Annotated in this window: 20 protein-coding genes, 1 pseudogene and 1 riboswitch; of the genes and pseudogenes, 15 read left to right on the top strand and 6 right to left on the bottom strand. The window is 65.1% G+C overall.

Translation table 11 applies throughout. The features are described 5' to 3' along the window. Positions 1-9 precede the first annotated feature (9 nt). Positions 10-2,388, top strand: coding sequence for an HsdM family class I SAM-dependent methyltransferase (locus L2Y97_RS02450; RefSeq protein ID WP_247432519.1), 2,379 nt, complete (start codon positions 10-12; stop codon positions 2,386-2,388). Between the two features lie 35 nt (positions 2,389-2,423). Here L2Y97_RS02450 and L2Y97_RS02455 read toward each other — a convergent pair whose 3' ends face one another. Then, positions 2,424-4,808 (bottom strand): membrane-bound PQQ-dependent dehydrogenase, glucose/quinate/shikimate family, encoded by a 2,385-nt coding sequence (locus tag L2Y97_RS02455; RefSeq protein WP_247432523.1) that lies wholly within the window; start codon positions 4,806-4,808, stop codon positions 2,424-2,426. A gap of 17 nt (positions 4,809-4,825) precedes the next feature. After that, complete coding sequence (locus tag L2Y97_RS02460) at positions 4,826-6,055, bottom strand: carbohydrate porin (protein ID WP_247436989.1); 1,230 nt, start codon at positions 6,053-6,055, stop codon at positions 4,826-4,828. Positions 6,056-6,379: 324 nt separating this feature from the next. On the opposite strand from L2Y97_RS02460, the gene L2Y97_RS02465 reads away from it, so the two are divergent. Beyond that, positions 6,380-7,360, top strand: coding sequence for a LysR family transcriptional regulator (locus L2Y97_RS02465; RefSeq protein ID WP_247432526.1), 981 nt, complete (start codon positions 6,380-6,382; stop codon positions 7,358-7,360). Here L2Y97_RS02465 and L2Y97_RS02470 read toward each other — a convergent pair. Beyond that, positions 7,350-7,811, bottom strand: coding sequence for a winged helix-turn-helix domain-containing protein (locus L2Y97_RS02470; RefSeq protein WP_247432529.1), 462 nt, complete (start codon positions 7,809-7,811; stop codon positions 7,350-7,352). The genes L2Y97_RS02465 and L2Y97_RS02470 overlap by 11 nt on opposite strands. Before the next feature lie 244 nt (positions 7,812-8,055). Between L2Y97_RS02470 and L2Y97_RS02475 the strand changes: the two genes are divergently transcribed. From L2Y97_RS02475 to L2Y97_RS02510, 8 genes and pseudogenes are all read left to right on the top strand, one after another. Continuing rightward, a complete protein-coding gene (locus L2Y97_RS02475; protein WP_247432531.1) occupies positions 8,056-8,754 on the top strand; it encodes a response regulator in 699 nt (232 codons plus the stop codon). Positions 8,755-8,921: 167 nt separating this feature from the next. Continuing rightward, entirely contained in the window at positions 8,922-9,455 is a 534-nt protein-coding gene (locus L2Y97_RS02480) for a DUF2589 domain-containing protein (protein WP_247432534.1), read from the top strand. Positions 9,456-9,532: 77 nt separating this feature from the next. Next, positions 9,533-10,105: pseudogene (locus tag L2Y97_RS02485) on the top strand (DUF2589 domain-containing protein); the annotation flags it as partial. A 137-nt stretch (positions 10,106-10,242) separates the two neighbouring features. Then, positions 10,243-10,500 (top strand): hypothetical protein, encoded by a 258-nt coding sequence (locus L2Y97_RS02490; protein WP_247432540.1) that lies wholly within the window; start codon positions 10,243-10,245, stop codon positions 10,498-10,500. A gap of 306 nt (positions 10,501-10,806) precedes the next feature. Next, positions 10,807-11,196 carry a hypothetical protein gene (locus tag L2Y97_RS02495; protein WP_247432543.1) on the top strand — a complete coding sequence of 130 codons (390 nt, stop codon included), beginning with the start codon at positions 10,807-10,809 and terminating at the stop codon, positions 11,194-11,196. Positions 11,197-11,205: 9 nt separating this feature from the next. Further along, the gene (locus L2Y97_RS02500; RefSeq protein WP_247432545.1) at positions 11,206-11,529 is read left to right on the top strand and encodes a hypothetical protein; all 324 of its coding nucleotides are present in this window, start codon (positions 11,206-11,208) and stop codon (positions 11,527-11,529) included. Next, a complete protein-coding gene (locus tag L2Y97_RS02505; protein WP_247432548.1) occupies positions 11,529-11,822 on the top strand; it encodes a hypothetical protein in 294 nt (97 codons plus the stop codon). Before L2Y97_RS02500 ends, L2Y97_RS02505 begins: the two co-directional genes overlap by 1 nt. Positions 11,823-12,008: 186 nt before the next feature. Beyond that, positions 12,009-12,206 (top strand): hypothetical protein, encoded by a 198-nt coding sequence (locus tag L2Y97_RS02510; protein ID WP_247432551.1) that lies wholly within the window; start codon positions 12,009-12,011, stop codon positions 12,204-12,206. A 49-nt stretch (positions 12,207-12,255) separates the two neighbouring features. Here the strand turns inward: L2Y97_RS02510 and L2Y97_RS02515 are convergent, their stop codons facing one another. After that, on the bottom strand, positions 12,256-13,227 hold the full coding sequence (locus L2Y97_RS02515) for an MASE1 domain-containing protein (protein ID WP_247432554.1): 972 nt from the start codon (positions 13,225-13,227) through the stop codon (positions 12,256-12,258). A 210-nt stretch (positions 13,228-13,437) separates the two neighbouring features. On the opposite strand from L2Y97_RS02515, the gene L2Y97_RS02520 reads away from it, so the two are divergent. From L2Y97_RS02520 to pnuC, 4 genes are all read left to right on the top strand, one after another. Next, a complete protein-coding gene (locus tag L2Y97_RS02520; RefSeq protein WP_247432557.1) occupies positions 13,438-14,175 on the top strand; it encodes an HvfC/BufC N-terminal domain-containing protein in 738 nt (245 codons plus the stop codon). Between the two features lie 39 nt (positions 14,176-14,214). Then, positions 14,215-15,366 (top strand): phosphotransferase enzyme family protein, encoded by a 1,152-nt coding sequence (locus L2Y97_RS02525; protein WP_247432560.1) that lies wholly within the window; start codon positions 14,215-14,217, stop codon positions 15,364-15,366. Between the two features lie 2 nt (positions 15,367-15,368). Beyond that, positions 15,369-15,464, top strand: a riboswitch (TPP riboswitch). A 62-nt stretch (positions 15,465-15,526) separates the two neighbouring features. Further along, entirely contained in the window at positions 15,527-17,701 is a 2,175-nt protein-coding gene (locus L2Y97_RS02530) for a TonB-dependent siderophore receptor (protein ID WP_247432563.1), read from the top strand. Further along, positions 17,691-18,272: a nicotinamide riboside transporter PnuC gene (pnuC, locus tag L2Y97_RS02535; RefSeq protein WP_247432566.1), complete on the top strand. Its 582-nt coding sequence runs from the start codon at positions 17,691-17,693 to the stop codon at positions 18,270-18,272. Before L2Y97_RS02530 ends, pnuC begins: the two co-directional genes overlap by 11 nt. Positions 18,273-18,327: 55 nt before the next feature. Here the strand turns inward: pnuC and L2Y97_RS02540 are convergent, their stop codons facing one another. Beyond that, positions 18,328-19,086 carry a hypothetical protein gene (locus L2Y97_RS02540; RefSeq protein ID WP_247432569.1) on the bottom strand — a complete coding sequence of 253 codons (759 nt, stop codon included), beginning with the start codon at positions 19,084-19,086 and terminating at the stop codon, positions 18,328-18,330. Between the two features lie 257 nt (positions 19,087-19,343). On the opposite strand from L2Y97_RS02540, the gene L2Y97_RS02545 reads away from it, so the two are divergent. Beyond that, a complete protein-coding gene (locus L2Y97_RS02545; RefSeq protein WP_247432571.1) occupies positions 19,344-21,149 on the top strand; it encodes an aspartyl protease family protein in 1,806 nt (601 codons plus the stop codon). A gap of 155 nt (positions 21,150-21,304) precedes the next feature. On the opposite strand, the gene L2Y97_RS02550 is transcribed toward L2Y97_RS02545, so the two are convergent. Beyond that, positions 21,305-22,219 carry a hypothetical protein gene (locus L2Y97_RS02550; protein ID WP_247432574.1) on the bottom strand — a complete coding sequence of 305 codons (915 nt, stop codon included), beginning with the start codon at positions 22,217-22,219 and terminating at the stop codon, positions 21,305-21,307. Positions 22,220-22,230: the final 11 nt, after the last annotated feature.

Consider the following 22,230-nt stretch of genomic DNA (forward strand, 5'->3'; position numbering starts at 1 on the left):
GGAGTGGTGATGAGCAAATCCAAGGGTATCTCCGAACGGCGCAGCGAAAAGTTGCTCGATGAGCTGCTTGGCGCCCAGGGGTGGAACCCGAGGAAGCCCCCCGTCGGCGATGTGCTGCTGCAGAACGAATACGCTGCCTTCCCGCTGATCGAGAAAGCCCTGAAGCAGGCCAGCAAGACCGGCGGCGGCAGTGGCTACCCCGAGGCGCTGCTGATCGACAAGGTCACGGAAAAAGTGCTGGCCGTGGTCGAGGCCAAGAAGCTCAGCAGCGAACACGGCAAGGCGCTGCGCGAGGCACAGCATTACGCCGAGCGTTTTGCACGCAAGGGCTACGCGCCGCTGGCGATCGGCCTGGCGGGGACCTCCGACGATAGCTTCGAGCTGCGCGTATCGCGCTATGCCGATGGCGAGTGGTCGATCGTCACTTACGGCGGCAAGCCGGTGTCGTGGATTCCGAACCGCGCGGATCTGGAACGCGTCGCCTCACCGCACGGCCGCCCGGAACTGCGCCCGACCATTCCGCCACCGGAGGTATTGGCACGCCGGGCGGAGGAGATCAACCGCCTGCTGCGCGAGGCGAAGATCAAGGACGAATTCCGCCCTGCCGTTGTCGCCGCCATCATGCTGGCACTTGCCAGTTCCAAGGGGCGGATTCGCCGCGACGAGGACCACATCCTCAGCGACATCAATGCCGAATGCCTGCGTGCATTCGAGAAAGCCGGTAAGCCAGCGCTCGGCCGCAGCCTGCACGTGGAGGAGGCAAACGCCAAGCTCGCCACGCGCGCGGTCGAGATCGCCCGCATCCTCGAAAAGCTCAACGTCAGCGTGCTTACCGCCGAGCACGATTACCTGGGCCAGCTCTACGAAACCTTCTTCCGCTACACCGGCGGCAACACGATCGGCCAGTACTTCACACCCCGCCATATCGCGCAGTTCATGGCCGATGTGTGCGAAGTGGGGCCGAAGGATCATGTGCTGGATCCGGCCTGCGGCACTGGCGGCTTCCTCGTCGCTGCGATGGACCGCCTGCTGCGCGCCCATGACCTGAGCCGCGCCGAGATGGTGAAGGTGGCGCGCAAGCAGCTTTATGGCTTTGAGACCGAGCCGGTCACCGCGGCACTGTGCGTCGCGAACATGATCCTGCGCGGTGACGGTGCCACCCAGATCCATCAGGAAGACTGCTTCACCGCGCCCGATTTCCCGGAAGGGAACGTGGATGTGGTGCTGATGAACCCGCCGTTCCCGCACAAGGCCTCCGATACGCCGTCGGAAGATTTCGTCGATCGCGCGCTGGAGGCGTTGAAGCACCGTGGCAAGGTGGCCGTGGTGCTGCCGACCAGCCTTATCGTGAAAAAGAGCAAGGGTGCCTGGCGGCAGAAGATCCTGAAGCACCACCGCCTGCTTGCCGTGTGCCAGTTGCCGGACGAGCTGTTCCAGCCCTATGCCTCGGCAACCACCTCCGTCGTGGTCCTCGAAAAGGGCGTGAAGCACGATCCGAACATCGCCACGGTATTCGTGCGCTTGCATCACGATGGCCTGACCCTGCGCAAGGGTATCCGCGTGGAGCGGCCGACGGAGCCGAACGACATTCCGCAGGCGGTGGATGCCATCGTCAACAAGCGTGCCATCCCCGGGTTCTCGGGGCTCGGCCACGTATCGGGTGAGCGCGAGTGGGCCGCGGGTGCCTACGTCGCATCCGCGCCGCCCAGCCGCGAGGAAGTGCAGGATGCGGTGGATGTGCATCTACGCCGGCTTGCTTCCTTCTACGCGCGCTACTCGCGCGAGGTGACGGTGCAGCGTGAGCAGGTTCGCCAGGGTGGCATTCGCATGTCGGGCTACCGAAGCCTCATGTCGCAGGCGAAAAAAGACAATGCCAAGGCGCTTTCCGATGCTGCCCGGCCGGGCACGATCGGTGATGCGTTCGATATCGTTTACGGCATGAAAGAGCTGCACAGCCGCGATGGCATCGCCGATGGCGAAACGCTCGTCATTTCGCCCACCGAGGCCTACAACGGTTGCTATGGCTGGCTGGAGTTCGGCCAGGTGATGCAGCCGCCGTTTGTCACGGTGGCGCAGACCGGTTCGATCGGCGAAGCCTTCGTGCAGTTCGAACCGTGCGCGGTCAATGACGACTGCCTGGTGCTGCTGCCGCGAAAGAAGCTTAGCGAGGCCATGCTGGTGATCGCGGCCGCGTGCCTGCATGAGGAGAAATGGCGCTTCTCGTACGGCCGAAAGTTGACGCCGGCGCGCATCGCCGAATTCGTCTTGCCGAACGATCCATTGCTTGAAGCGTGGGTGGAAGAGCGCCTGGCGCAGACGCGGCGCGTGGTGCTTACGGCACTGACCGGGTATGCGGGTGCCGAGGATGCGGCGTTTTTTGTTGAGTAACGAGGGCGCGGTGTTGGTCACCGCGCCCTTTTCCCTTACTTCGCCTTGGGGAGTGCCCAGGCCATCACGTAGTCACCGCGGTCGGGCGACTGGCGTGCTCCACCCACCGTGAGCACGATGTACTGGCGGCCGGTCTTCGGCGAAACGTAGGTCATGGGGCCACCCTGGCTGCCCACCGGCAGGCGCGCCTTCCATACCTCCTTGCCCGTGGATTCGTCGAATGCGCGCAGGTAGTAGTCCTGGGTGCCCGCGAAGAACACCAGGCCCGAACGTGTTGCCAGTGATGCGCCAAGGGTGGGCATGCCAATCGGCATTGGCAGGTGCAGCTTCACGCCCATCGGGCCGGTATCACGTACCGTACCGACAGGTACCTGCCAGGCAATCTTGCGCGTGGCCAGGTTGATCGCGGTCATGGTGCCAAACGGAGGTTCCTGGCAGGGAATGCCCGCTGGCGACATGAATCGATTGCGGTCCGACCAGTACGGCGTGCCGTACATCGAGGCCAGGCCCATCTCCACGCCGCCACCACTGCCTTTCACGGCGTCGCGCGGAATAAGCCGCGTCCACAGGCCGATGCGCATGTCGTTGACGAACATCAGGCCGTTCGCCTCATCGATGGAGACCCCACCCCAGTTCATCCCGCCCAGTGAGCCGGGCCACTGCAGCGAGATATCTTCGCCAGGCGCCGTGAACGGACCCTCGTAGCGCATCTTCCTGAACTGGATGCGGCAATAGAGCTGATCGAACGGCGTGGCGCCCCACATGGAGGACTCGGTGAGATGCTGCGTGCCGATCATGGGCATGCCCACGGAGAACGGCTGCGTGGGCGAATACCGTTCGCCCTTCGCATGGCCCACGGCCACTGGCTTCTCCACCACATCGGCGATCGGCTCGCCGGTCGCGCGGTTCAGCATGAAGATCTGTCCCTGCTTTGTCACCTGCACCAGCGCGGGCAACGTGCCGCCCCTGCCGTCGGGCACATCGACCAGGGCAGGTTGCGCGGGCAGGTCGTAGTCCCACAAATCATGATGCGTGGTCTGGAAATGCCAGCGCACCTTGCCCGTCGCGGCATCCAGCGCGACCACCGACGAGCTGTACTTGTCGTCAGCCGGCGTGCGTTCACCACCCCATTGGTCGGGCGTGGTGTTACCGGTGGGCAGGTAGACGAGGTTGAGCTTCGGGTCATACGCCATGGCCGTCCACACGTTCGGCGTGGCCCGGGTGTAGGTGCCGTCCGGACGGGGCGGCGCCTTGACGTCTTCATCGCCCGGGTTCCATGCCCAGGTCATCGCACCGGTATGCACATCGAAGGCACGCACGGCACCGGTCGGCTCATCGGTCTCGATGTTGTCTGCCACGCGGCCACCAATGACCACCAGATCACCAGCGACGAGTGGTGCGGAGGTGATCGTGTAGAAGCCCGGCTTCACGAGTCCAAGGCCCTCGCGCAGGTTCACTTCGCCGTTTGTGCCGAAGCCGATGCAACGCTTGCCGGATTCCGCATCCAGTGCAATCAGCCGCGCATCGATCGTCGTCTCGATGATCCTGCGGCGGCACTCGCCCATCGTGGCCGATGCTGCCGGCGTTGCGCTGGCGCTGCCAATGGCATCCTCGTGGAAGCCGAGGCCACGGCAGCGTTGCCAGTTAGGCGCCACGCTCCTGGGATCGAATCGCCAGCGCTGTTCGCCCGTGTCGGCATCCAGGGCGATCACCTCGTTGTGCGGCGTGCACACGTACAGCGTATGGCCGATCTGCAGTGGCGTATCCTGGTCCTCGGCGCCAAAGCCATTGCTCTTCGGGATATCGCCGGTGCGGAACGTCCAGGCCAACTGAAGATCCCGTACGTTCTGCTTGTTGATCGCGGTATGCGCGCTGTAGTGGGTGCCTGCAGGTGTTCCTGCCCACGCTGTCCAGTCAGCCACGTGCGCGTCCGCTGCCGTCGCGGTACCAGGTACTTGTGCGGCATCCAGCGTCACGCCGTGCCGGGTGAACATCGATGCGACGGCAAACGCCACGGCCACGGCAAGCAGTGCCGTGGCGAGCGGTGCCTTGCGGCTCACCGGCGCCCCCTTGCGCCGTTTCAGCGCGGGATACACCGCGCCTGCCAGCACGCCCACGCCGGCGAAGGTAAGCAGCCGCGAGATGAGGCCCCAGTAATCGAAGCCCGTGTCGTACAGCGACCACGCAGCCGTTCCGACCAGCGCCACGGCGTACACCTTCACACCCAGGGGCTGTGCCGCGACGAGCAGCGCACCCGCCACCAGTAGCGCCACGCCCATGGCGATGAAGTACACGCTGCCACCGAGCGCAGCCAGCGTGATGCCGCCCCACAGCAAGCCCGCACCCATCAACGCGACAAGCACGCCCAATGCGCGAGCCAGCCAGATCGGCACGGCCGATAACCCTTTGCTCTTGTTCACTGTTACCACCTTTCGATTCATAGCGTCGCTTTCAGCTGCACGCCGAAAGCGATCACGTTCTGCGTACGGCGCTGTGAGAACGCGCCCGGGTCCATCACGTACTGGATATCGGGGCGCACGAGGAACCACCGGTTCACGCGCCAGCCGTAACTCAGCTCGACCACGCTTTCCGCATCCGGCAGTGTGTTGAGGAACGCATCCTGCACAGGCTCGTCCTGGGTGGCGCGCCAGGCGCGATCGATCCTTGGGTTGATCACGGCGCGGACATAGCCGAGGGCAACCGTGTCCTGGTCACGGCTGGGAAACGTGCCCTGGTAGATCGCGTCCGCGGAGTACCACGCGGTCATCTGCGCGCTGCGTGCATCGGCCTTCATGACTTCGGCGGCCAACGTCAGGCCACGCCGTGGATCGCGCGTTTCCTGGTAGACACGTTGTGTAGCCAGCGCATACACGCCGTAGCGTCCCCTGGCGTATCCGGGTCCACCCTGCCGCGCAACGCGGCTGGTGTCGTAATAAGTGCCCAGCTTCAGTTCGCCGGCATGGGCTTCCTGTGCATCGCGGCTATGCAGATCCAGTTCCACGGGCAACATCGTGCCCGTGGCGCCGCGCGCATGCAGGGAAAAGGCGTGGTCTTCGGTGCTGTACCCGGGGTTGACCTGGAAGGCGCCTGCGCGAATATCGATCCGTGGCGACACGTGCCACTGGACGCGGATGCCGGGCCGGGCATTCGGGTAATTGCCCCAGCCACTGCCGGCCGACATCGCCAGCGGATGCGCGCAGAAGGCGGCATTGACCAGTTCGCACAGGATGGGCAGGCCACCGAAGTCGTTCCCCATGGCCCACAAGCCCACCTTCACGTTGGCGCGATGGCCCGCGATATCCTGGTCGTAACTAAGCTCGGTCAGCTTGAGGAACTGGCTGCTGTAGACCTCCTGGATCGGCATGCGGTTGCCCGCCAGGTCCGTGGTGACGCCGCGTCCGGCACGATCATTGAGCGTGATGTGGAACGTGCCCTGCGCCCAGCCGGCCGCCTTGCGCATGTCGATATCGAGTCCGGCGCGCAGCTGCTGTGCGTAGCGCGTGCCTTGTTCAAGGCCGCCACTGGCAACGCGGAAGGTCTCCGAAACGTAATCCCCGCGCACCGTCACACCGTGCTTTTCCCAACGGCTGCGAATGCCTGCGGCGCTCTCGGTAGGTGTATCGGCATCGTCTGCGCTGGCGCCGCCGCCAAACGACGCCATCGCCATGAACACGCTCGCGCTCCATAACGCCTTCCGGCGGCGGCGTGATACGCGCGCCGGGGCCCGTGAACTGCACTGCATAAACCTCACCTGGCATATCGCAGCCCGCACGCCGCCAGCCGGCACGTGGATGACGGCCGGGGAAGGGTGCACGCCGGTTGGGATGCAAATCAGGCGCGTAAGGGGAGGATCGTGGGGTGCGACCAAATGCCGTTTTGACGGCGCCGGGCGCGTCTGCTTTGCTTGAATGACAATCTACGCTTGCATTGTCAGGCATACAATTGTTATTTCGACAAAGTAAGCTTGCCTACCCGGCAACCAGGGGCCGCCATGTATAAGCACGTAAACCTCCTCGCCCTGCGTTTGTTCGTGCGCGTCGCAACCCATGGGAGCTTTTCCCAGGCGGCCGCGGAGCTGAACCTGCTGCCTTCGTCCGCGTCCCGGCATATCGCCGCACTTGAGCACGCGCTGGGGCAGGCCCTGTTCACCCGCCACTCGCGCGCCGTACGCCTGACCGATGCCGGGCAGCGTTATTACGAGTCCGTACGTGAGGCGATCGAACAGATCGACCAGGCCGGCGAGCACATCGGGGAAGAGGACGAGCCGCGCGGGCGGCTGAAGATCAGCGCTCCGCCCGCATTCGCGCGCAGGCACCTGGCCCCGATCCTCATGGCATTCCAGGAACGCCACCCGGGGGTGGAGCTCGATCTGTGGCTGACCGATACGTTCTCCGACCCCGTCGAGGCAGGTATCGATGTCTCCATCCGCATCGGTGCGTTGAACGATTCGCGCTTGCTGGCCAGGTTGCTGGCCGTGCAAACCTTCGCCTTGTGCGCGTCGCCTAGCTATCTCGAAGCGCATGGGACCCCGCGTGTGCCTGCCGATCTCGCACAACACAATTGCCTGGTGTACCAGGCGCCGTACGGGCCGCAAAAGTGGCACTACCGGCAGGGCGAGAGCTCGTTCGTGGCAGCGGAAGCTGATGGCAACGTACGGAGCAACTACATCGAGTACTTGCTCGAGATGGCGCGTGGTGGCAAAGGCATCGTGTGCTTCCCGACGTGGCTCGCCAGCCGGTACCTCGAGCGGGGCGAGCTGGTTCCCGTGCTCGCGGAACACACCTGGGCACTGGAGCCCGACGCGCTCGGCATCCACGCGGTGTACCCCGCGAACCGCCAGCGTTCGCGCAAGACCCAGAGCTTTCTTCAGTTCCTCGGCGATGCGATTGGCGAGCCGCCTTACTGGGACCAGTGGCAGGGTGAACGGCGGGGTGGTGCGATGCCGCGCCGCCGCCCGGTGTCTAAAGGCTGACGGCTGCCCGTTGCTCTTGAGCGGCTAGCCACCCATGCGCGACATCCACGGCGCCCAGCGCCTCACGCAGGGCGCCAGCGGTCACGAGTGACGAGGCGATGCGCAACAGAACGGCTGTCAGCACCCGCCATCCTTCCTCGTCATCGGGGCCCAGCGCGCGCATCCGCCGCTGGAATGCAGGCGACGCGCCCCAGCGCCGGATGGCCGCTTCGATGCGCGCTTCCGCAAGGCGCAGCGGCCTCACGCGTGCAAGCATCACGTAGCCACGTTTGCGTACCGTCGCGATGTATCGCGGCACCTTTGTACTGTCGCCTAACGCGCGGCGAAGCATCGCGACAGCCTTGTGCACCGGGTTATCGCCGTAGAAGCCGCCACCCCAGCAGGTATCCAGCAAGTGTTCGAGGCTGATGACCTCACCGGCATGGCTGGCCAGGGCGCAGAGGACATCCATGTGTCGTGGTTCGAGCAACAGGACCTCGCCGCGACGGCTGATAGAGCGTTGCCTGGGGTGCACGATCCAGTCGCCAATGAGAAAGGGAGAAGATGCGAGGGAGTGCTGCATGCCGCCGTGAGCGGTTGCCGATGCAGGCAACTACTTGAAGTGATGGGGTTTTGTAAGTCCGTAAGGTTACCGGAAGGACGTGAGAATGTTCTCTCCCTGACGGTAGGCACCTGCCCAAACCAGGAGTAGGTAGATGCAAGGGAACCATGTAGGCGGCCACCGTGCGGACGGCATTCTGTCACAGCGGGCGATGCGGCCCGTGCGGGTCGTTCTGGCCGATGACCAGGAACTGATGCGCGAGGGGCTTGCCGCCCTGCTGGAGGCGCAGCCGCGCTTCGAGGTGGTCGGCAGTACGGGAGACGGGCGCGAATGCCTGCGCCTGTGCGTGGATCGCAAACCCGATCTGCTCGTCTTCAATGACAGCATGCCTGGCTTGAACGGCATCGAGGCCGCCCGGCGTGTCGCGGCGCGTTGCCCCGATACGCGTATGTTATGTCTCGCCGAGACGGGGGACCGGCCCTGCGTCCGCGCAGCCTTTGATGCGGGTGCGCACGGATATGTACTGAAGCGCTGCACGCTGGCGCATCTCATCGATGGTATCGACAGCGTGCTTTCGGCGCGTTACCACGTCAGTCCCGAACTTGCCCACATTCTCGTCGGCGCATTTCGCCATGACGATGATCCCGCGGCCGTACTTACACCGCGTGAAAAGGAGATCGCGCAGCATTATGCCGAAGGCCTCTCCACGCGGCAGATCGCCGAACGATTGCATATCAGCATGAAGACAGTGGGTACCCATCGTGAACATATCCAGGCCAAACTGGGCGTGGAGGGCATTGCCGACCTGACGCGCTTTGCCTTGCGCGTGGGCCTTGTCACGCTGGACAGCTAAGCGCGGATGGAAAAATCCGCACATGCGCGAGGCGCATCTCAGGCCATCGCTGATAGCCCTCGCTCGATAGCGTGGCGATACTGCAAACACGGCCAAATACACGGACCAGAGGAGACACGGATGCCCACGACGACGAATGCCGGGTGCAACGGCGTAAGCACGCGACGATGACAGCCACACCTCTGGAAGGCCTGATCGAAGCCATGGCCGGTGCCGTGGTCGAGGCACAGGCCCGGATCGAACAGGCCCAGGTAGCCAGGCTTGGCGACTACTTTGACGATGACAACCGGCCGAAAAGCGTGATTATCCGCATGCCATCGATGCAACCCGGTTCCCGGGACGGGGACGAGGATCTGTACCGCGCACCGATCTTGCCCCTCGTGCCAAGTACATCCTTGAGGATCAAGGATGTCGAGATCTGTTTCGATGCAGAGCTTGGTCCATTTCACGATGAGGATCCCAGTGCGCGCGGCGTCGAAGGCGTGACGGATGTTGGAGAAAGCCGATGGGCCTTCCTGTCGAAGGTGCGCAAACGATCGGTTGCCCTGGACACGACGGCACGGCGACGTGATAACGGGCTCGGCAAGGTGCAGGTAAAGCTACGCGTCGAGGGCGTGGATCCCAGCGACGGCGTGGCGCGGCTCGCCAACCATTTAGCGATGACCCAAGGGGTCTTCCAGACGTTCAGGCCGGGCGACTAACCCTCCCCCACACCCGGTCGAACCCCGTGGCGCATGAGGCGCGGCGGGTCAATGTCGATACGTAAAGGAGTGACGTTATGACGATTTCAGAACAGTTCCGCGGACTGCCGATGGGCGATCTGGTGGGCGCGCCGCTTATGGCCGCCTGCGAGGCGCAGGTACGCCTGGCCCAGGCCACTGCGGACTTCATCAACAAAGTGGGCTTCGAGCAGAACGCGGAGGGTAAGAGTACGGGCACGACGCGAACCTCCGCGTTCAAGTTCAGTCGCCCCGTACAGAACGCCGAGGGCGAATGGATCGATGAGGCTGTCGAGCTGAATGTGCCGCTGCTCTCCATCGTGAAGGTACCTACGCTGGCCGTGGAGAACGTGGATATCACGTTCGATATGGAGGTGAAGGCGGCCTCGCACGACAAGAGCTCGCTGGATGTCGGTGCGACCGTCAATGCGTCCTGGGGCGGATTCGGTGCGAAGGTATCGGTGCAGGGGTCCGTCGCCTCGCACAAGGAGAACACTCGCACCACCGATAACTCGGCCAAGTATCACGTGAATGTGCAGGCCCGCGATGGTGGCATGCCTGAAGGACTTGCGCGTGTGATGGATATCCTGCAGACGGCGGTAGTGGCGAAGACCGGCACGGCGAAGTCGCCTGACGGTACCACCCCAGGTGCAGGTGCAGGTGCAGGTGCAGGTGTCGGCACCGGCACTGGTGCTGGCACTTCGCCCTGATCCTGATAAGTCAGAAACGACCGTGGCGCAGCCGCGCCACGGTCTACCAGGAAGCGTTGATGTTTGATCTAACCGATGTCCGGTACGTAAAACGGATCGTGGTTGGAAGTAACAACCCGAACCAGATGAGCTCCGAGGTGCAGATCGAAGAGGCACGTGATCTTCTGAATCGGTGTCTCAATGATTCACCGAGGGGGAGGATCCTCGCCACCGAAAAGAGTTTCACTATCCTGCAGATCGGCGAGCACCAGGTTGTGCTGCAGTGGATTTGCTATCAGGTGGGCTTCAACCGCAAGCCGGCGTGGATCGGCGAATGATGTTTCGAAAGCGCAGCGTGCCTCTCGCGATGCTCCTTGCGCACGTCGGTAAGGTCGCAAGGTGGGCGGGAGAGCAGCACGTTTCCGCGTTGGAAGTTGAGTTCGCCGGACGTCTCGCGCGCGATACAGATGGCGATTTACGTGTCGTCTTTGCACGGCGACGACTGACGTGGCGTCGAAGCAAGGCGTCGCACCGATTGAGAGTGTGCTGTGTGGCGGTCGATGAGTGGACGCCACGCCTTTATTGCGACGGCGAAGCCGTCGCTTACCCAGGGACGCTCGTCCCATTCTGACAAGGAGTCGAACATGGCACACGGAAACGCGATCAAGTGCGTCGCGATAGGGCTTCTGGCATGCGGGGCAGTTACTGGACACGCCGCTTCGGCCGATGGGACATGGCAAGGCGTCGTACGCGACGGATCGAACGCGGTACGCGCCACCCTGCAGCGCAAGGGTGATACGGCGCGCGTGCACTTCGGCGAGCCGCGAAACTGTGCGGTCACCGCCGGGCTGCTCGAAGAGGAGGGCGTAAGCGCGCACTTCCGCTTCGGACCTTCGTTCAACGGCGGTGCCTTCTGCGACGCCCTTTACCCTGGCGATCTCGTGCTTACACCCGGCGAAATGGGTACCTCCATGCGTTTCCAGCGCGCTGGCGCAAGCTGGTCGGGGAACCTCACTTCAATCCACCAACCGTGAGGATGCGCCATGGATTCGTTACTCCTGAATCGCTTCTGGCTGCTGCTCGCCGCAGTGGGTGGCGCGGTCTTGCCTGTCGCCATGAGCAAGATTGATTCGAGGTGGCGCGCTGTCGTGCAGGTGATCTGTGGAACCCTGGTTGCCGTGTTCGTGGCGCCCGCGTTCCAGCGGCATTTCCTGCCCGGGGAAGATGTCGAGATACAGGCAGGTGTGTCGTTCCTGGTGGGCTGCTTTGGACTCAAGCTCACGTGGATCATCCAGCGCGTGCTTGATCGCCATGGTGTTGGTATTGCCGATCGCGTCATCACGCGCATTGCGGGGGGAGGGAAGTAATGGCTGCCTTGCTTGCGGTTGACCTGATCGCGTGCTGCACCGTGACGCTGATGTCCGGATGGCTGATTACCGATCAACGGCTTTCGCGGTTCGCGCGCGTGGCTTGTGCCCTGGTGGTGGCGGGCGCTTGCGTTAACACCGTCGGGATTTACGGAATGCTCGCCAACGTGGATGGCTTCTTCTATGGCGACGTCTGGCCCAGCGAAGTGCTGGTGGATATTGGCGTCGCCACCCTGCTGGTTCGCTGGGTCGTGCGGTTGCATGCCTCACCCCGCGAACCGGCTGCTCCCTGATAGCGGGCCGCTGGCGCCCCATCGGTGCGCGAAATCGGCACGGAACAACGCTAAACCCAGCGTGGGCGGGCAAAAGTCAGCAGGATCGGTGCGGGGAGACGCGCCAGGGGGCGCTCTCCCCAGCATCGACCCGCCGGCTGTCGCCGCGTCGTGTGGTGGCCCGGCATCACGAATGGGGATTCCGCCATGACTATCTCGCTCCGTACGCTTGTTGTCTCGCTCTCCTTCCTCTCGTTCGGCATGGGCACGGCCCAGGCCTATGCCATCCACGGCTCCACGCCCGCCAGCATGGGCTCCGGTCATGTGGCCACCGTGTCGTCCCACGCCAGCGCCGTAGGCGTGGAGTGCAAGAACCCCATTGAGTGTTCCTCACGGGCCCGCTAAAACCACGCTGGCAGCGTCGTCGGGTGATGCCCGGCGACGCTCTTCCACCTCAGCGGTGCGGGGATGGCGTCGGGGCGGGTGCGGGCACCGGTACACCCGGGTGGGCGGCAAGGCGCGCGGCGGCGACGCGATGGGCGATGCGGACCCCAAAAATCAGGGCCGTCGTCGCGACAAACGCAAGGACGGCCTGTGAGCGGATCATGGCCGGGTCCTGCAGGTGGAACGATGTGCTGGCCTGGGCCACGCTTGCCAACATGCCACCCACGGCGGCGCCGTGCCAGCCGTGGCGCAAGGTAAGCGCGATGACCGGTACCGCCATGCCCATGCGGACGCAGGTCAGCAGGCCATCGTCTTCCCCCGCGCCACCAGCCACCAGCAACAGCAGGCCGAGGCAAGGGGCGGCGAACAGCAGGGCATCGCGAAGCAGGGGGCTCTGGCGTATGGCAAGCCAGGTCACCGTGCGCTGGGGCAGCAGGGCGATCCGCTCACGAACCGCCAGGATCAACGGGGTGAGGGTAAGGGCCCCCAGATAGCAGCCGAGGACCCAGGCCAGCATCAATGGCAGTGTGATCGCCGGGGCCGGCGATCCGTCAGCCATGCTCACCGTGGAAAGGACCAGGGCATTGGCCGCCGTGGTGATCACCGCGCAGACCAGCGTGGCCGCCAGGATGTATCCCATGTTCACCTGGCCGTCGGGGCGCACCACGGTATAGCGGCTACGCAGCCAGGCCATCGCGGGCATGCAGACGAGGATGGGCGGCAGTGCCGCCATGCAGGCCCACAGGACGCCGAAGCTGGTGGCGTGCAAGGCAGCCATCTCGGCGATAGGCAGCGTTTCGCCAACCGCCAAAGCGGCCCAGTACCGCCGCGGCACCAGCAACAGGCAGGCGAGGCGCAGGCCGGCGGGGAGCATCCAGTGGGAAAAGGAGATGTTGCGGGTGAGCTCGTAGCACGCGGCATACGCGCCCGCGACCGCCAGATAGCGGCCCCAGGCGAGCGGATCCCTGTGTGAAGTACTCACTGCCATCCTCGATGCCGCCGGGGCGGCCGTTCGAAAAAGCCGCCGCCGGGAAGAGTCCCGTTACGACTGACGCTTTCTTGGTAAATGATATAGCGGCAGTCCCTCGGCGGAATACAGCGCCACGACGAAGATTTGCCGAAATAGCATTCCGGTCGGGAAGGCGTGGCGGACCACGCAGTTTCTGCACATACGCAGTGTTACCGTCCGGCCATGAATCTTCGCGACCTCCAGACCCGTTTCGCATCGACGCTCCGTGGTGGGCCGGCCGTGGAGGGCCTGGATGGCCGTGGCATGGCCGTGTACACCAACCAGTACCGGTCCCAGCTGGTTGCCTCCCTGCGCGATACCTACGCGAAAACCCGCCTGTGGCTTGGCGACGGGGTCTTCGATGAGCTGGCCGAGGCCTACGTGGCGGCTACGCCGCCGGATTCCTGGACCCTGGATGCCTACGGCGAAAGCTATATCGCCTGGTTGGACGGGCATTACCCTGCCGACCCCGAGATCGCCGAGCTTGCCTGGCTGGACTGGCACCTGCGACGTACCCTGTCAGGCCCGGACAGTCGGCCGATCGGGCTGGATGGGCTGGTGTCGGCGGACTGGGAAGCGGTGGAGGTTCGCTTCGTTTCTACGCTGCGCTTCCGCTGGACCCGCAGCAATGCCGCGGCTATCTGGCACGCCCTGGCCAGCGAGCGGATGCCGCCCGCCGCTGAAATCTTCGATGTCGATGCCGGGGTGCGTGTGTGGCGCCGCGACTTCTCGCCCCGCTTTACCAGCATGCTCGCGCCGGAGTGCGCTTGCCTCGACCTGGCCCTGGCTGGCGCCTCGTTCGGCGAGATGTGCGAAGCCCTGACCCGCCTGCACGAGCCCGATACGGCCGCCCGTCAGGCCGGTGCGCTGCTGCGTAGCTGGGTCGAGGACGGCATCGTCGATTCGCTGGTCGGCGACTGATCCTTCGGTGGCCAGTGCCGGCGCCGCTAAACTGCGGCGATGATCGACGATGCCCATCTTGCACACGGCCTGGCCGGCGACGAGCTGCCGCCCGATTGGCCCGCTCTCACCGACGACGAAGTGGCGACGCTACTGGCGCGCGTGCCGCGCGCTGGCGCTTCGCGGGCGATCCGCTGGCGATCGCCGCGCCCCCTATCCGCCGCGGCGCTGGTGGAAACGGCGTTTGGCACGGTGTTCGTGAAACGGCACCACGCGAGCGTACGGACCGTGGATGCGCTAAGCGAGGAGCACCGCTTCGCCGGGCGGCTACGGGCGCGCGGCGTCCCGGTACCGGCGCTCTACCCTGACGACACAGGACAGACAGCGATGGGGCGCGGGGCGTGGGTGTACGAAGTGCACGCGCCGGCGCACGGGGCTGATATCTACCGCGATGCGTTCTCCTGGTCGCCCGCCGGCGGATCGCGGCACGCGTGGGTGGCGGGCGGGATGCTGGCGCGCGTCCACCAGGCCGCCGCAGGTTACAAGGCGCCCCAGCGCACGACCCACATCCTCGTCGCACGGGCGGAAATCATCTCGGCTGCTGATCCGGTCACCGCTATCGGCGAGCAGCTGGAAAGCCGGCCGGCCCTGGCGGCCTATCTGCGCGACCGAGACTGGCGCGGCGAACTGCGTGACACCCTGGCGCCATGGCACGCCGCTGCGCACGCCGGCATCGTCCGCCAACCCCGGCTGTGGACCCACGGCGACTGGCACGTCTCCAACCTTTGCTGGAGCGATGCGGGCGAGGATGCCGAGATCACCGATGTGCTCGACCTTGGGCTGAGCGCCGCAACCTTCGCGCTGTACGACCTGGCCACGGCGATCGAGCGAAACGCCATCGCGTGGCTGGATATCGCGCAGGGCGAGATCGGCCGCGTCGACCTTGCGCTTGCCCTGATCGCGGGCTACCACCACGTGTCCCCACTCAGCGATGATGATCTGGCGGTACTGGCTAACCTGCTGCCGATCGTCCACGTCGATTTCGCGCTGTCCGAGGTCGAGTACTTCGAAGGCATTACCCAGCGCCGGGACCACGCCGACGTGGCCTGGCATACGTTCCTGCACGGGCACGCCGCATGGTTCGCCACGCCACCCGGCCAGCGCCTGCGGGAGCAGATCCGCCACGCCGGCGGCGGATTCGTGGTTCAATAGACGTCTTGAAGCGGGGGTGCCTGGCGTTGCCAGGCTGAGAGAGTCCCTTGGAACCTGACCCGGTTAGTACCGGCGTAGGGAGCTTGCAGAGTCACGGATCCTGCCCCTTGGGGGCAATCCGTGCCCGCCGTCGCTTCGTCCGTTCCCCACGAAGACGACCATGACCCTGATCCGCACCCCGCTCGCCCTTGCCGTGCTCTCGCTCGCCGCCACCGCCCAAGCGGCCGACGATGCCCCGCAACAGGCACGTACGCTGCCGTCGATCGACGTGCATGCCAGCACCGCTGCCGGGTACCAGGCAGCCGATACACAGCTGGATACGTTCGGCAGCTTCGGCAGTGCTCCCCTGCATGACACGCCCGCCGCGATCACCGTGATCACGCGTGCGCAGATCGATGACCGCCAGCCGCGCTCACTGAGCGAACTCGTTCGCGGTGACGCGGCGATCAACGACAACTACGCGCCGGCGGGCTATTACCAGGATGTGTCGATCCGTGGTTTCCCGCTCGATCTCGCGACGGGCTTTCGCTTCAACGGCATGATCATGTCGGCCGAGCAGCTGATGGCGCTGGAAGGCAAGGAACGCGTGGAAGTGCTGAAGGGCCTTGGCGGCCTGGAGGCCGGCGTCGTGGAGCCAGGCGGCCTGGTGAACTACGTCAGCAAGCGCCCGGCCGAGGTGCGCAACGTGACCCTCGGTACCGATTCACATGGTTCGGCGTACGAAGCACTGGACCTTGGCACCTGGTTCACGCCGACGTTCGGCGTGCGCGTGAACGCCGCCCACGAGCGTACGCATGGCGTGGTCGAGCATACCGATGCCCGCCGCAGTTTCCTTTCGATCTCGGCGGACTGGAAGATCACCGACCAGGCCACCCTGCTGCTGGATACGGACTACCAGACCAGCGGCGGACGCTCGGTATCCGGCTACCAGTTGCTGGGTGGCACGGCGATTCCCGAGCACCCCAGCCGTACACGCTTGTTGGGTTACCAGCCCTGGCAACGACCCGTCGGCATCGACTCCAGCAACACCACGCTGCGCTTCAACTACCGTTTCAGCGACCAGTGGAACGCGCAGGTCTCCGCGGGTCACAGCCACACCGTGATCGACGACAACGTTGCGTTCGCCTACGGCTGCTTTTATGCCGAATCGTGTGCCAGCGGCGTCACGCCGGGGTACTTCTTCGCGCCGAACGGCGATTACGATGTGTACGATTACCGTAGCCCGGACGATACCCGGCAGAACGATGAAGTACGCGCGTCGCTGACGGGCACGTTCGCCACGGGCGGCATCGATCATGAACTCAACGTAGGCACCACCGCGTTTCGCCGGACGGTCGACCAGCGCGCGTATGTGTATGACTATGTCGGCACCGCCAACATCGATGACCAGGTGGTTCCGGTATTTCCCTCGTCGCCCAACCAGCCCGGCCCCTCCGAACGGCGCCTGACCGACTGGCAGCACACGCTCTTCGCGATCGATCGTGTCCACCTTTCGGACACCTGGCAGGTACTGGCGGGCGCGCGATTCGTGAAGCTGCATGAGCGTGCCTACGATGACAGCGGTGTGCTCGAGCGCGATACGCGCATGACGAAGACACTGCCGCAGGCCGCGATCCTGTGGCAGCCGGCTTCGGCACTAACCACGTACGTCAGCTACGGTGAAGGGCTCTCGCTCGGGCGCGAAGCACCGTACTGGACTTCCAACGGAAGCACGACCCTGCCGCCGCTGCACTCGCGCCAACTGGAAGCCGGTGTGAAGTACGCGGTCAGCGACGCGCTGGACCTGCAGGCAGCGGTCTATCGCATCCGCCAGCCGTACCAGTTCGCGCAACCGGATAACACCGCCGAAGGGTTTACGTTCGTGCAGCGTGGGCAGGAAGTGCACACGGGTGTCGAGTTGAACCTCGCCGGCCGGGTCACCGACAACCTGCGGCTCACGGCCAGCGCCAACGTGATTCGCGCTCGTGCGGAGAACACCGGTACGCCGTCGTACGAGGATCACCAGGTGGTGAATGTGCCGCGCTACCGCACGGCGGTTTACGCGGATTACACCCTGCCGTTTGCGCCGAACCTTGCCGTATTGGGCGGTTGGCGGTATGCCAGCAGCAACGTGGCCACACCCGATGGCGCCACCCGCGTACCGGCCTACCATGTGTTCGATGCAGGCCTGCGGTTCACCACCTCGCTCAGCGGCCATGCGATGACCTGGCGCGTCAACGTGGACAATGTCTTCAATCACTTCTACTGGCGCGACACGGGCAGCTCAGGCGGCGATAGCTACCTGTTCCCCGGCATGCCGCGGCTCGCCCGGTTGTCGGTGACGTATGAACTTTGAGCTTTCGTTCTTCGAGCTGGCCGCCGCGATCGTGAGCGCGGCAGGCGTATGGCTTACCGCGCGGCGCAGTCCGTGGTGTTGGCCGGTGGGCCTGGTCTCGGTCATCGCGTACGCGTGGATCTTCGTGGACGCGAAGCTGTATTCCGATACGTTACTGCAGGTCGTTTTCGCGTTGCTCATCCTTTACGGCTGGCACCGCTGGTTGCGCAACCTGGATGACAGTGGCCATGTGCGCGTCGCTTCACTGGATACGCGCAGCGCCACGTTGCACCTCGCTGTCGGCACGGCCGCCGCACTCGCCCTCGGCTATGCCATGCATCGCTGGACCGATGCATCGTTGCCGTGGCTGGATGCGGCACTGACGGCATTCAGCCTTGTCGCCCAGTGGTGGCAGGCACGCCGTCACGCCGCCGCCTGGTGGCTATGGATCGCGGTCGATGTGATCTACGTGGGTGAGTACGTGTACAAATCGCTGCCCATTACCGCGGTGCTGTACGCGGGTTTCGTCGTGCTGGCCGCCATGGGCTGGCGCGCGTGGAGCCGGGAGCGCGTGGTGGGCGTGGCCGGCTGACCCCGATCCGTGTACGACGGTGGCGAGCCGTTGGGCTCGCCACCGTCCATGCCGCTTAGCTCTGCGGGGGCAACAGCGGAACGCATTCCGCGCCATTGCACTCGATATGCAGCTTCTGTGCGCGGCCGTCGCACTGGGTGAAGAACACGGCATGCTGGCCGTCCACTTCGAGCACGCGGATGCCGCGGTCACACTGCTGGATGGCTGCCACGTCCTGCGCGGCGTTGAACATGGACTTGCCCACGCGCGGATCCAGGCTGGCCATGCCGCCCGGCGGCAGCGCCGTCGCGATCTGCGCTTCATGCGGCTGCGGCGCGTCGGCCGGGATGGGCGCCTCGGTGGCGGGCTTCGTATCGACGGCCTGCGCCGCTGCCATGGGCGAACCCGGCAGCGTGGCCGCGGAGGCGACGCCACCGGCGTCGGTGCCGAGCACCTGCAACTGGTTGTTGTAGTGGTGCGCCGCGCCGTTCGAGAAATCGATGACGATGCCGATGAGGCCACCGATCAGGATATTGCCCCAGACCATGCCGCGGATGGAGGCGGGGAACACCTGCTGCGCGACGACCGAGCCTTCCTTCGTGCAGTTCACCGAAAGCGGCGTCGCGGAGCGGTGGACCTTCGCCGTGCCAGGCGTCGTGACGTTCACGGTGCCGTAGTTGTTGGTGAGCGCGCACGACGCACCGGTGATGGGTACGCCGGACGATGTCTGGCTGTGCACATCCACCTTCTGGTAGCGGCCGCCGGTGATCGATGCACACGCGGTGATACTGGCGACGCACGCCACGACCATGCCGTGCTTCCATAGACGATTCATTGCGATTCCCTCGATAAATAAGCGCATGCGACCGTGCCGGCACGGTGGCGGGCCGGTTGCAGGCGACATGGAAGCGTGGTGGCGGCCCGCATACCCCCTGGTACGTGACGCCGGCGCGGACCTGCCTCCCCTGAAGGTCCCGCGGGCGGAGTTTGAGATATTTCGTAGGTTCGCGCCATATACCCGACCATCTGGCCGATAGGCATAGCCGGCAGGCCTTCTAGAATCGGCCCAGACCCAGGCAAAGGCGCCCCCCAATGCACCGCATCCTGACGTTCCTTGCGCTGGCCAGCCTCACCGCCGTGGCGAGCGCTGCCGGAAATGCCTTGCCTGGTGCGCTCGACGCCCGGGGCACGCTGTCCAGCGAAGGGTTGGACAGCGCCTGGCACGAAACCATCGACCCGGTAAGCGGGGCCTGGCGTATCGATGTGACGCACCCCGCCCGGTCCTACGCGGATGGTGCCGACGCGGCGGGCCGCTGGCACCGTGATATGTCCGGTGGCGTGCATCCACTGGATTCCGATGAAGCCAAGGCCGTGGCCATCACCGAGGCGTGGCTACTGCGCTTCGGCTGGCTCGACACGAATAGCGTCGCCATGGGGCCATCGGTGGTGACGCGCGAGCGCGGCATGGATCTGCGCCGAACGGTGGCGAAACCGGAGGGCGGGCGGGAGGTAACCCTGTGGTTCGACCAGACCACAGGGCAGCTCGTGCGCGCCAGCTGGCGAACCTCGTTCCTCACCGCGACGCGCGAGTTCGCGGATTACCGGGATACGGGTGGCGTGGCGTTGCCGTATCGCGTGGACACCACAACGACGATCGACAGCGGCACGGAAGACAGCCGCGAAACCGTGACGATTACGGCGTACACATCGCCGTCGATGGGCACGCTGGCGACCTCGTTGGCGCGTCCCCCCGCGTTACCCGGAGACGTGACGATACGCGGCACGGCAAGGGTCGCGTCGGTTCCCATGCTTCTCGAGGGCGGTGCCTTGCTGGTCCAGGCATCGATCAACGGCAGCAAGCCCATGCCCTTCATCCTCGATACGGGTGGCCACGCGATCCTCACCGAGGCTGCCGCCAGGGCATTGGGCATCCAGGGGCAGGGTAAGGGCGTGAGCACCGGATCCGGCCCGGGTTCGATGTCGATCACCTATGCGAAGGTGAAGAACCTTGGGCTGGGCGAAGCGAGCATCGCCGACCAGACCTTCCTGATCATGCCCTTTGGATTTGGTTTTTCAGATCGCGGTGCGCGCGAACCGATTGCCGGGATCCTGGGCCTGGAGGTCTTCGAGCGTTTCGCCACCACCTTCGACTACGATCGCGGCCAGCTTTCACTGGTGCCCTTCGATCTGCAACCCACATTGCCAGGCGCCGGGGAGCCGGTGCCGCTGCGCTTCACGTTCGATATGCCAGTCGTTGATGGCGCGCTGGATGGTCAGCCTGGCGTGTTCGGTATCGATACGGGAAATAGCGGCTACCTGTTGGTGTTTCCGCAATGGGCAGAGCGGCGCGGCCTACTGGACCGGTATCGCAAGGGCCTCCCGATCGCGGCGGGTGGCGGCGTGGGCGGCGCGTTTGTCTCGCGACTGTCGCGTTCGCGCCAGCTCGATATCGGGCCGGTCAGCGTGAAGGGATACCTGGTGCAGCTGACGCCGCCCCATGCGGGCGCGACGGCCAACGTTTCCGAGGCCGGCAACATCGGCCAGGATGTGCTCTCGCGGTTTCTCGTCAACGTCAACTACCGCCGCGGCGCCATGTACCTCGCGCCGCGCACCGCGCCTTCGCCCGCGCACGTCGAACCCGGCATGCGTGCCGCCCGCAAGGAGGCCTCCGCGGATCGTTTCACGGTCGCTACGGTGATGACCGGCAGCCCTGTATGGAAAGCAGGCATCCGCGCTGGCGACGCCATCCTCAGCGTGGATGGGGTGCCAGCGGCGACGTTGGGCAACTGGGGTTTGCGCGACCGTTTCGACCGGGCGAAACAGGGTGATCGCGTCGTGCTGGGCATGGCGAACGGCCACAGGGTGACCGTGACGCTGGATGACTTCGTGCCAGATTAATCCGACGCGTTTTTCAGAATACTTCCATAGCCAATAAGCACGATGACACCGCATCATGCGCGGGTCGTCGTAGCCCGGTGGTTCACTCTCGGATAGGGGTGGGCCACCGGGTACTGCCCGGCAGCGGCCGGGGCGTGGGACGCGTCCCGGCCGCTTCAGTTCGAAGGGTGCGCGGAGGCGCCCCAGTCATCGGCACTGAACTGCAGGTGCAGCACCGTCCGGTTATCGTCTTCCAGCGGTGGGTTGTACTGCAGCGTCGTGCAGCCGGTGGCCACCTGGCGCTTCAGTGCCAGTGCCATCGTCTTCGTTGTCTGCGGGCCGTAGACCGGGGTTCCGGCCTTCGTTGTCTTCAGCGCCACGCGGTAGCCATCAGGACTTACCCCGTCCGGCATATCGGCAGGCGGTGACTGCCCCCCATCCAGCCCCACCACGTCCAGTTTGCGGCCGCAGCTGCCGACGCTGATGATGTCGATGCCATCGAGCAGGCTGGCGATGAACCGGTCTGCATTCTCGGTGAGCGAATCCACCGCTTCCACCGTGGTGCTTAGGCGCACCTTCACGAAGTACATTTTTCGATAGAACAGGTAGGTGCGCGAGGTGAGCATGTCGCGCTGCGCGTCGAACACGATAGGCAGGAAGCGGCCATCCTGGTGGCGACCACCGGCCAGCTTCGCGGTGTAGGGGGATTCGTCGCCCCACCATACGTTGCGGTAGATTTCCTGGCGCTCCGCGAATGCTACGGATTCGCGGAAATCCTGCACGGCCTGCGCAAGCATCTTTGGTTCATCACCCTGGCCGGCCGGGTAGATGAACACGTCCGCGATCACCCACTCGGCATGGTCGATGCCGTAGCGAAGGGATACGCCCGCCGCGATGTCGCCCTCGTCGGCGTAGTTCTTGACGGCCTCGAGCGTGGCATCGGCCAGGCGCCGTGGCGCGATGATCCAGGTATCGTCCACCACCCCGCGGTGGGTCTGCGCATCCACCGGCACGAGCGGGGGTGCCGTGGGGGCGCCCTGCGCGCCCACGGAAAAACTGGCCACGCACAAGGCCAGCAGCACGGGAATCACACTCCACCGCC

Origin of the sequence: Luteibacter aegosomatissinici (assembly GCF_023078495.1) — a bacterium.
Classification (GTDB): Bacteria; Pseudomonadota; Gammaproteobacteria; order Xanthomonadales; family Rhodanobacteraceae; genus Luteibacter; species Luteibacter aegosomatissinici.